The sequence below is a fragment of the Clostridium sp. UBA5988 genome (assembly GCF_002435615.1).
GTDB classification, from domain to species: Bacteria; Bacillota; Clostridia; order Clostridiales; family Clostridiaceae; genus Clostridium_J; species Clostridium_J sulfidigenes.
Genome location: NZ_DJBA01000038.1, coordinates 22,928 through 34,183, shown reverse-complemented (window position 1 = coordinate 34,183; position 11,256 = coordinate 22,928). Strand labels below are relative to the sequence as shown.

Genomic DNA, 11,256 nt, shown 5'->3' with positions numbered 1-11,256 from the left:
GCTTTTAGCGATTTAGTTCTTTGAACCTAATATGAATTATGGTCTAAAAGTATATTTTTATTTCTTTTTTATTTGTAAAGTTCATATTTAATTAACATAAAATAATTATTATATAAAGTAACATAATAAATTGAGGTGATAATATTGTTTAATATACTTGTTGTGGAGGATGATAAAAATTTAAGAAAACTTATATCTGCAACCTTAAAACAAAATGGATATAACTCATTAATGGCAGAAGATGGAGAAATAGCTCTTGATATTATGGATAAAGAGCATATTGATTTAGTAATATCTGATATAATGATGCCTAAGTTAGATGGTTACAATTTAGTGAAAGCGTTGAGAGACTCAGGATATAATATGCCAATACTTATGGTTACAGCTAAGGAAATGTTTGAAGATAAGAGAAAAGGATTTAATGTTGGCGCAGACGATTATATGGTAAAACCTATTGATATAAATGAAATGATATTAAGAGTTGGAGCACTTCTTAGAAGAGCTAAGATATCTAATGAACATAGACTATCTATAGGTGATATTATTTTAGATTATGATTCAATATCTGTAAGTCGGCATGGGAACAGTGATACCCTTCCTAAAAAAGAATTTTATTTATTATTTAAATTATTATCTTATCCTAATGTTATATTTACACGAAGACAGTTATTAGATGAAATATGGGGTATGGATAATGAAGTGGATGAGCGTACTGTAGATGTTCATATAAAAAGATTGAGAGAAAGATATGATAGTTGTACAGAATTTGAGATTGTTACAGTACGTGGTCTTGGATATAAGGCGGTTAAGAAGATATGAGAAAAAATCTAAGAGTTAAGTTTGTTGTAATTCTTCTATTGATGATGATTGTATCAGGAATTTGCTCCCTTATAATATCTGCATTAATGTTTAGCGGAAATATAGAGAAAGAATCAAAAAATGCCCAAAGGAAAGTAGTAGATACTATATTAGAACTATATGATAATACAGATTTTACTTTAAATAAAATTATAGAGTTAAGTAATAATGATAGATATGAAGTAATACTTATCAATAATTTGCATGAGTATGCTGGAACTGCTTATAAGCTTCATGAGAGAGAATTTCTACAGATTAAAACCAAAAGACTTCCTATTATTAATACTATATTAAAGGTAGATGATAAGTATATAAAAATATCTAATTCATTTAATGAAAAAAGTGTGCATATACGTGCATTTTTTCTAACTATCACATCCTTAATTATATCTACTCTAATAGCTACCATAATATCAGGTATAGCATCAAAGCGAATCTTAAGGCCAATAAGAACTTTAAGTAAAGCTACTGAAGAGGTAGCGAAGGGAAACTTTAGTGTTAAAATAGGTATTCCTAAGGATTATGAATTTGCATTATTAGCAAAAAATTTTAACAAGATGGTTCATGAGCTTAGTAGTATAGAAACCTTAAGAAATGATTTTGTTAGTAACGTTTCCCACGAGATAAAAACACCCATCGCATCTATACAAGGCTTTGCAAAGTTAATTCAAGATAAAAATTTAAATGATGATGAGAGAAGTGAATTTACAGATATTATTATTAGTGAATTATCAAGGCTTTCTAAGCTAACTTCAAATATATTAAAGCTTTCAAAGCTTGAAAATCAAGAGGTTATTACTGGAAAAGCAGAGTTTGCATTAGATGAACAGATTAGGTGCGCAATTCTTATAATGGAACCAGAGTGGAGTGAAAAGGGAATTGACTTAGATATAGACCTAGATAAAGTCAGTATTATAGGAAATGAGGATTTATTGCAGCAGGTATGGCTAAATATAATAGGAAATGCTATTAAGTTCACAGAGAAGGGTGGAACTATTGGTATCAAGCTAATGGATTTGCAGGATAAAATAGTTATTAAGGTTTCAGATAATGGTGTTGGAATGAATGAAGAAACTCAAAGACATATTTTTGATAAGTTTTATCAAGGTGATAAATCTCATTTAAGCAAGGGAAATGGATTAGGATTATCACTTGTAAAACGAATAATTGAACTATGTGATGGTGAAATAAAGGTTAGGAGTAAGCTTTATTATGGTACGACTTTCACAATAGGACTACCTAAAAAATGATATTCTTTTTTACAAATCATTTTTTTATACTCCATTTCATTCATTATTTGCAATTATTTAGATAACCATACTTATTGTAAATAATATCATAATGAGAATCAACATATTGTCATAAAAAGACTTTTAATAACTTTAACTGGGATTAAAAAGCTAAAAATGGAAAATATAAACTAATTGGAAAAGTTGTAGAAAACAAAGGAAAGTACAATAAAAACAAGTTAAACTTAGTTAATCAGCAATTAAGATTTTTACTTATATTGAGATTAATAGTATTATAAATCATAGTTACTAGTAAATTAACATATGTTTGCAAGCATTAAATAGGTTTAAGGAGTTGTACTTTGTGGAAATAAACAGTATAGTCCTAAGCCCAGAAGTATATAGATCTGATGCAGAAAAGATAGCTGATTGGCTTAGTGATGAGGAAATTGTAAAGTATTTAAATGAAGATAATAAGGCTAGAGAGAACTTAATTAATGTTATAGATAGAATAAATATGCCGATTTTAACTCATTTATTTAATAATAACTGTAGATTTTTTATAGTAAAAAATCCCTATGGAACTATAGGTTTCTTAAGACTTATCCCAAAAGGTGAAACAATTGAAATTGTTATTGCAGTAGGAGAAAAGGAACTGTGGGGAAAAGGTATAGGACATAATGCAGTCATGGAAGCGTTAAAAACTGCATTTTTTGAAATGAGGACAGAAAAAGTTGTTGCAAAAATTAAGAAGAATAATAAAAGGTCTCAAAACCTTGTAAAGGGAATTGGGTTTCGAGAAATAAAAAAACTTGAAAAAGAAGTAGAATATCATATAACAAAGGAAATATTCTGGAAGAAAGCAGCATAATAATCTTTTATAAAAGAGTAAATAAAATAATAAATAAAAATTTAAAACAACCACCTTGGTTTATAAACTTAGGTGGATTATTTTTTTGTTTTTAACTAAGATATAATTTTGATATAGAAGTTCTACTTATGAGTTTTTATAATTTAAGTACAATGTTAAATTTAAAACATAAATTGACAAGTATTCAGAATTATTATACACTAATATTAATTCGAGTATCGAAGTAATTTTGAAAAAGTTAAGAAAGTAAAAATATTTATTAGAGAAATAATCAAGTTGAAAAATTAATTATAAAAGAATGAAATTTAGAGCTAACCATTTATGGTTAGCTCTAAATTAAGGATAAGTTGAAGTTTAATTTATTAAATTTAATCAGGAGGTAGATGTATGGTAAAATTTTCAGAACTTTTTTCTCCCAAAGACATGACTGAGGGGACACCATGGAAACGAATTGTAGAATTTTCATTACCAATGCTTATTGGTAATATAGCTCAGCAGTTTTATAACACCGCGGATTCTATTATTGTGGGTAAGTATGTAGGTGATAATGCACTTGCTGCTGTAGGTAGTGCATCTCCAATATTAAATCTTTTACTTGTACTTTTTGTTGGAATTGCAACAGGAGCAGGAATCATGGTTGCTCAATATTTTGGAGCAAAGGATAGGGAAAAGCTTTCTCATACCATTGGTGTATGCATATCTCTTACTGCTATAGCATCTCTAATCATAATGGTTATAGGGCCTATAGTTACTCGTCCATTGTTATCTTTTCTTAACACTCCAGCATCTATAATAGATTGGTGTGCAGATTATCTTGTTATTTATTATGTAGGTATCGCAGGCTTTGCTTATTACAATATTTTAGCAGGAGTGCTTAGAGGACTTGGCGACTCTATATCTGCTCTTGGATTTTTACTTATTGCTACAATTTTAAATGTATTTCTTGATCTTTGGTTTGTTGCAGGACTTGGAATGGGTGTACCAGGAGTTGCTTTGGCAACTATTATTGCTCAAGGTATATCAGCAGTTCTTTGTATTATTAAGTTAGCAAGAATGAATAGTACCTTTGATTTTAATCTTAAGATGCTTATACCAGCTAAGGAATATTCTATGAAGCTTATAAAACTTGGATTGCCATCTGGATTTACTCAAGCCATATTTTCTATTGCAATGATTGTTGTACAATCACTAACTAATAGTTTTGGAGAAATGGTTATAGCATGCAATGTAATTGTTATGCGTGTAGATGGATTTGCTATGATGCCTAACTTCACCTTTGGTAATGCAATGACAACCTATGCTGGTCAAAATATTGGTGCTAAAAAAATGGATAGGGTTGATAAGGGTACTAAAGATGGTACTATGATTGCTGTTGGAGTTTCTACTATTATAACAATTTTAATTTTAATTTTTGGTAAATACCTTATGGGTGTTTTCACTGATACAGCAGAATTAGTTGACTTAAGTATGCATATGATGCGTATTCTTGCAGTGGGTTATATTGCTATGGCAGTGACTCAAAGTTTATCAGGTGTAATGAGAGGTGCAGGGGATACTATGACACCTATGTGGATTTCTCTAATTACTACGGTGATTTTACGTGTACCTGTTGCTTATGGTATTGCATATTTAACTCGTAGTGCAGCTTATCCTACTGGAAGACCGGAATCTACATTTATATCACTACTTGTTTCTTGGACACTTGGAGCAATTGTAACTACAGTTTTCTTTAAGAGAGGTAAGTGGAGAAATAAAGGATTTGCTGGTAATGATTAAAAGTACATGAACTAAATAGATTTTAAGAAGATGATTATATCAATAGTGCAATTGATATAATCATCTTTTTTTATTCAGTTTTAGATATTGAAAATATTGCAGTTATTATACTGAAGATAACTAAATAATATTAAGAAATATTGTGATAGTAATCACAGATTCATAAATAAAATAATGATACATTATAAATGAAAGATGTTATCAATTAGAAATAATATGATGTTAAATAGAAATTTTAAGTTTAAATAATAGATTTAAATTTTATATAAAATATGAGGAGGATGAAAATATATGAAAAAGCAAATTAACTACATTACTATTGATGGACGTGGAGACCATGAGACTTTTAAAGATTGTATTACTAAAGCAATTAAGGAGTTAAAATCAAATGAAGGTATACATGTAATTAAAGATTTCGAACCTTTTCCTATGTATAAAATGATGGATGGTAAAGGCTTTGATAAATATGTAGAGAAGTTAAGTGATGAAGAATTTCATGTTTACTTCACTCCTAAAGAGAAAATAGAAAAAATTCAAATGGAGGATAATTTAGAGATTGACCATGATAAAATTAAAAAGATCATGGAAATAAAACTTAAGTATTTAAGAGGAGAAATATCTCTAGAACTAGCAAAAGAACAAATGATAACATCAGTTAAAAATGTAACAGCTCAAGAATTTGCTATATGTGAGCAATATCTTCAGCAATATGGTATAACTGATGATGAATTAGCAGAGAGAATGGATGAAATTCTGCAAATTTTTGATGGAATACTTACAAGTAATAAAATAGACGTTAAATTAGGTCATCCAATTAGAACCTATTTAGAGGAAGTAAAGGCTATAAGAAATGTTTTAATTGAAGCTAAGAATATATTAAATAAAAAGTTTATTAAAAATCAATGGGCTGAGGTATATGATAAATTAGAAGAAATTAATATACATTTTTCAAGAAAGCAAAATCAACTATATCCTGCTCTTGAGTGTAAGGGCTTCGATAAACCTTCTAAAGTAATGTGGACCTTAGAAAATAATATAAAAGATATTATTAAAAAAGCTAAAGAGTATTTAGATAGGGATGAAGATGAAAAGTTTTTAGATATTCAAAATGAAGTCATTGAAATGATTGAGGATATGATGATAAAAGAAGAAGAGATACTTTATCCAACTTCAATGGATCTTCTTGATGATGAAGATTTTATTAAGATGAGAAAAGGTGATGATGAAATTGGATATTGTCTAATTGGGAAACCACCTTATTACAAAGAAGATGAAGTTAAGAAGGATGAAAATGCGTCTAATAATGAACTTTTGAAGGATTTGGCAAAGGTTCTACAAAAACATGGAATATTCAATAAAGAAGATAATGAAGTGTTAGATGTAAGCCAAGGAAAGTTAACACTTAAGCAGATAAATCTAATTTTTAAACATCTTCAAGTAGATTTATCCTATGTAGATGAAAATGAGATTGTAAAGTTTTATAGTGATACAAAACATCGAGTATTCCCAAGAAGTGCAGGAGTTATAGGAAGAAAGGTGCGAAATTGCCATCCAAGAGAAAGTGTTCATATGGTAGAAGAAATTATTAGAGCATTTAGAGCTGGTGAACAAGATCAGGCAGAATTTTGGTTAGAAATTGGTGGTAAGTTTATTTATATAATCTATAATGCAGTAAGAGATGAAGAGGGAAATTTCAGAGGCGTACTTGAGATGATGCAGGATGTAACAAAGATTAGAGGATTACAGGGAAGTCAGAGATTATTATCTTGGACTAATGAAAAACAAGAAAGTAAAAAGGATGAGGTAAGTGGTGAGGTTATAAAAAATCAATATGGATTAACAAAGGAAACTGTTATAGGTGATTTAGTAAAAAAATATCCATTTCTAAAAGAATTCTTACTAAACCTTTCCCCTAAGTTTAGTAAACTAAAAAATCCAGTATTATTTAAAACTATGGCATCTATAGCTACATTAGATATGATTAGTGAAAGAGGCGGATTTGAGGTTGAAGAGCTTATAAGTAAAATCACAGAAGAAATTAATAGTAGAAATTAAAAACTAAGAATATAAAAGAAGTTTCAGTATAATAGAATTTATATTATGCTGGAACTTCTTTTAAAAGATGTTGTCATAGATTAAAAAAGTAGTAGTAATAAAGATGTTGACATGGAAGTATTTATACATGTAACATTAGATGGGGTAGGGCTGTTGGACATGTTGATTTATGTTATAATGGACAAGTTATATCCTATGGTAATTATGATGATAGATCTTTTAGGCTATTAGATATAGCAAGTAGAGTTTTTAACTATTTTAAGGAGGAAAAGTATGTTAAAGGAATTTAAAAAATTTGCCCTTAAGGGAAATATGATTGATTTAGCAATTGGTATGATTATAGGTTCTGCTTTTACTAAACTTGTCACTTCTCTTGTTGAGACAGTAATTATGCCTATAATTACAATTTTTACAGGAAAAATGGATTTTTCTAATTTATTTATTGCTTTAGATGGTAAGGAATATGCAACTCTTGCAGCAGCACAGGAAGCAGGAGCTTCAGTAGTTGCTTATGGTTCATTTTTAACCGGTGTTATAGATTTCTTAATTATGGCATTTGTAGTATTTATTGTAGTTAGACAAATTAATAGGCTAAAGAAAAAAGAAGAGGCAGCGCCTATTACAACAAAGAAATGTCCTTACTGTACTTCAGAAATTGCAATTGAAGCGACGAAGTGTCCTCATTGTACTTCTGACTTATAAGATGTAAAAGCTTTAATAGAGTTTTTATAGTATATAAAATTAGAAGAGCTTGGTTATATATGTAGCATAACTTATTAATTGTATTTACAAGTATGTTAAAAAATGTTATGATTGAATTGTTAGAATATTGAAAGGAGGTCGTTTTTAAGTGAAAAGTATAAAAAATTTGAATAAAAGTGAATTTTATAATACCTATAACGACCTTAAGAATAGATTTTAACATATTTATTTTGATATTTTAAGTCATGGGGTTGTTTGGACTCTATGACTTTTTATTTTTTTAGTAAAATGAGAAGTTGTAGATATCTTAGTTTAACTAAGGTATATCTATGACTTTTTTATTTAATATAAAGTTATGAATAGTAATGGTTTAAAATAATTTTAAACCACTATTAGGAGTGATTATGGGGGGAATTTATATGCAATATCAAATTAACGAAATCTACCATGGATTTAAATTATTAAAAGAGGAAAAGGTAGAAGAGGCACAATCCATGGCTAGAATATTTGAACATGTGAAAAGTGGAGCAAGACTTTTACATTTAGAAAATGAAGATGATAATAAGTTATTTTCTATAAGTTTTAGGACAACTCCTACAGATAGTACTGGAGTTGCTCATATATTAGAGCATTCTGTACTTTGTGGTTCAAGAAAATTTAAGGCTAAGGATCCTTTTGGAGATATGGCTAAGAGTTCATTACACACTTTTTTAAATGCTATGACCTTTACAGACAAAACTATGTATCCTGTAGGAAGTAGAAATAGTAAAGATTTTATGAATTTAATGGATGTATATTTAGATGCAGTTTTACACCCTAGAATATATGAAAATCTTGAAATATTACGTCAAGAAGGTTGGAGATATGAATTAGATGAAAATACTAATAAACTAGCTTATAAAGGGGTAGTTTATAGTGAAATGCAAGGAGCCATGTCATCTCCAGAGGAAGTAATTTGTAGTGATATATATAGATCATTGTTTCCAAATACTACTTATGCTTTTGTTTCAGGGGGAGATCCAGAGGTTATACCTAACCTAACTCAAGAGGATTTTGAAAAGTTTCATAGTAAGTTCTATCATCCATCTAATAGTTATATATACCTATACGGTAATCAGGATTTAGAAGCGTGTCTTAAGTTTATAAATGATGAATATCTTTATGAATTTGATAGAATAGAGATACCTTCTCATATAGATGACGTGAAAAATTTTGAAGGCATGGTAGAAAGAACTGCTAATTATTCTATAGGTGAGGATGAAGATGAAGAAAATAAGGCATTTTTAGCACTAAATTTCGCCTTTGAGGAAACCTGTAATGGAGAGGCATATTTAGCCACAAAAATACTTTATAACATGTTAATTGAATCATCAGCATCTCCAATAAAAGCTGCCTTACTTAAAGCTGGCATAGGTGAGTGCATTATTACAAGGGATGATATGAATATGGATGCAACTAAGGAAATATTATTCCCGATAGTAGCTAAGAATGTAGATGCTACAAAGAAGAGTGAATTTATAAATGTTATTATGAATGCTCTTAAAGACCTTGTAGACAAGGGATTAGATAAGGACCAATTGAAGGCAGCTATAAACACCGTTGAATTTGATTTGCGTGAAGCTGATCCATGGAGAACTGCAAATAAGGGAATCGAATATAATGATTGGGTTTTAAATAGCTGGATATATGATGGAGATCCTCTTGTCCATTTAAAGTATGAGGATATCCTTAATAAGATAAAAGCTGCTTTAGACAATGGATATTTTGAGAAGTTTATTGAAAAGAATATGGTTAAAAATTCTCATTGTTCCTTAGTAGTTTTGACACCTAAAAAGGGATTAGAAGATGCTAGAAATAAAGCTTTAGAAGAAAAGCTAGAAAATTACAGAAGTTCTTTATCTGATAAAGAAGTAAAAGAGCTTATGGAGAGAAATAGGAAGTTAAAAGAAGCCCAGGTTAGAGTTGATACCCAAGAAGAAAAGGATACTCTTCCAAAGTTACCTATAGAGGAGATAGATAGAAAAGCAGAAAAAATTCCTCAAGAGGTTGTGAAAGAACAAGGAATAACTATTTTAAAACATCATATTCCTACAAATAAAATAGTGTATATTAATCTTTTATTTGATGGAAAAGTAATCGAAGAAACGTATATTCCTTATTTAGGACTTTTAAAGGATGTTTTAGGGGAGCTTGATACTGAGAAAAGAGGTTATTCTGAATTAATTACTGAAATATATAAAACTACAGGTGGAATAACTTTTGAAAATCAAGTATATACTGAGAAAAATAATAGTCAGGTATATCATCCTAAATTTATAGTTAAATCAAAGGTAATTGGAGAGAACATTCAAGCTCTACTAGAATTAATAAATGAAATAATTACTACTACTAAATTTGATGATTTAAGTAGGCTTAAACAGATTATTCAAGAAACAAAATCTAAGCTTCAAATGAAAAATATAAATGCAGGACATAAAGTTGGGATGAACAGAATATTTGCACAGACCTCATGTGGTGGAGAATACTGGGAAAGAATTAGTGGTGCAACTTATTACGAATTCATTTGTAATCTAGAAAAGAGCTTTGATAAATCTGGTGAAGAAGTTAGAAGCAATCTTATTAAAGTATATGAGACTATATTTAATAAAAATAATTTAATTATATCTGTAGTGGGAGAAGAAAAAGAAGTTGAAACAGTAGTAACTAATATTAATAAGGTTACTTGTAATATTAAAACTGAACCTACTAAATTATATAATATTGAATATAAGAGCAAAAAGGATATAGAAGCTATAATAACTCCTAGCAATGTGCAATATGTAGTTAAAGGATTTAACTTTGCAGACCTTGGGTATGAGTATTCAGGAAAGATGAGAGCATTTTTAAATATATTAGATAATGAATATTTATATCCTAGAGTTCGTCTTCAAGGTGGAGCTTATGGATGTTATAGTGATATAAATGAGGATGGAAATTTAGCAATTTATTCCTATCGTGATCCAAACCTTGCAATAACAATAGATATGTATAATGAAGCGTATAAATTCTTAGAAGAAGTAGAATTTACCAAGGAGGATATGGAAAAGTTTATAATAGGATCTGTTGGACAGTTATATAAACCATTAACTCCTGATAGAAAAGGTGAAAAAGCAGTTGCAGACTATATTTGCAATGTAACTCAAGAAGACATTCAAAGATGGAGAGATGAACTTTTGAGTACTACTAATGAAGATATAAGAAATTATGCTTCAATGATTAAGATAGGAATGAATGAAAATTATTGTTGCATAGTAGGTAATGAAGGAAAAATTAAGGAAAATAAAACTATTTTTAATAAAACAAGTAAATTATTATAAAATAGCTTGCTTTATATAATAAAGTGTAGTATGCTTAATAAGAACTTAAATTAATAGTAAATAATATAAACCAATATGTTTCAATTAGTACTTAATAAATAGAGTATGTTAATATCGAAATTTTGTTAGTGAATTATTACAATGAATTTAAGAAAAATAAAATTTCGGAGGTATACATTTATGAATGGTACAGTAAAATGGTTTAATGGAGAAAAAGGTTTTGGATTTATTACAGGAGAAGATGGAACAGATGTTTTCGCACACTTTTCTCAAATAAATTCTGATGGTTATAAATCACTTGAAGAAGGTCAAAAAGTTTCTTTTGACGTAGCTAAAGGACCAAAAGGACCACAAGCAGAAAATATTACTATTATCTAGTTTTTAATTAGTAAATATTTACCCCTTAAAT

8 protein-coding genes are annotated in these 11,256 nt (G+C 28.9%); all 8 read left to right on the top strand.

Translation table 11 applies throughout. The features are described from left to right. The first annotated feature begins 144 nt into the window (after window positions 1–144). On the top strand, window positions 145–819 hold the full coding sequence (locus B3J31_RS10550) for a response regulator (protein WP_150845827.1): 675 nt from the start codon (window positions 145–147) through the stop codon (window positions 817–819). Further along, on the top strand, window positions 816–2,108 hold the full coding sequence (locus B3J31_RS10545) for a HAMP domain-containing sensor histidine kinase (protein WP_346868526.1): 1,293 nt from the start codon (window positions 816–818) through the stop codon (window positions 2,106–2,108). Before B3J31_RS10550 ends, B3J31_RS10545 begins: the two co-directional genes overlap by 4 nt. A gap of 343 nt (window positions 2,109–2,451) precedes the next feature. Beyond that, the gene (locus B3J31_RS10540; protein ID WP_346868525.1) at window positions 2,452–2,958 is read left to right on the top strand and encodes a GNAT family N-acetyltransferase; all 507 of its coding nucleotides are present in this window, start codon (window positions 2,452–2,454) and stop codon (window positions 2,956–2,958) included. Between the two features lie 387 nt (window positions 2,959–3,345). After that, a complete protein-coding gene (locus B3J31_RS10535; RefSeq protein WP_346868524.1) occupies window positions 3,346–4,734 on the top strand; it encodes an MATE family efflux transporter in 1,389 nt (462 codons plus the stop codon). Window positions 4,735–5,025: 291 nt separating this feature from the next. Then, window positions 5,026–6,789: a PAS domain-containing protein gene (locus tag B3J31_RS10530; RefSeq protein WP_150845823.1), complete on the top strand. Its 1,764-nt coding sequence runs from the start codon at window positions 5,026–5,028 to the stop codon at window positions 6,787–6,789. Window positions 6,790–7,062: 273 nt separating this feature from the next. Then, window positions 7,063–7,491 carry a large conductance mechanosensitive channel protein MscL gene (gene mscL, locus B3J31_RS10525; protein ID WP_150845822.1) on the top strand — a complete coding sequence of 143 codons (429 nt, stop codon included), beginning with the start codon at window positions 7,063–7,065 and terminating at the stop codon, window positions 7,489–7,491. 419 nt (window positions 7,492–7,910) lie between these two features. Next, window positions 7,911–10,847: an insulinase family protein gene (locus B3J31_RS10520; RefSeq protein ID WP_346868523.1), complete on the top strand. Its 2,937-nt coding sequence runs from the start codon at window positions 7,911–7,913 to the stop codon at window positions 10,845–10,847. A 180-nt stretch (window positions 10,848–11,027) separates the two neighbouring features. Continuing rightward, window positions 11,028–11,225, top strand: coding sequence for a cold-shock protein (locus B3J31_RS10515; protein ID WP_035131204.1), 198 nt, complete (start codon window positions 11,028–11,030; stop codon window positions 11,223–11,225). Window positions 11,226–11,256 lie beyond the last annotated feature (31 nt).

Coding starts and splice junctions, on each gene's coding strand:
- B3J31_RS10545 (WP_346868526.1), top strand. CDS start 816: ATGAGAAAAAATCTAAGAGTTAAGTTTGTTGTAATTCTTCTATTGATG.
- B3J31_RS10535 (WP_346868524.1), top strand. CDS start 3,346: ATGGTAAAATTTTCAGAACTTTTTTCTCCCAAAGACATGACTGAGGGG.
- B3J31_RS10530 (WP_150845823.1), top strand. CDS start 5,026: ATGAAAAAGCAAATTAACTACATTACTATTGATGGACGTGGAGACCAT.
- mscL (WP_150845822.1), top strand. CDS start 7,063: ATGTTAAAGGAATTTAAAAAATTTGCCCTTAAGGGAAATATGATTGAT.
- B3J31_RS10520 (WP_346868523.1), top strand. CDS start 7,911: ATGCAATATCAAATTAACGAAATCTACCATGGATTTAAATTATTAAAA.
- B3J31_RS10515 (WP_035131204.1), top strand. CDS start 11,028: ATGAATGGTACAGTAAAATGGTTTAATGGAGAAAAAGGTTTTGGATTT.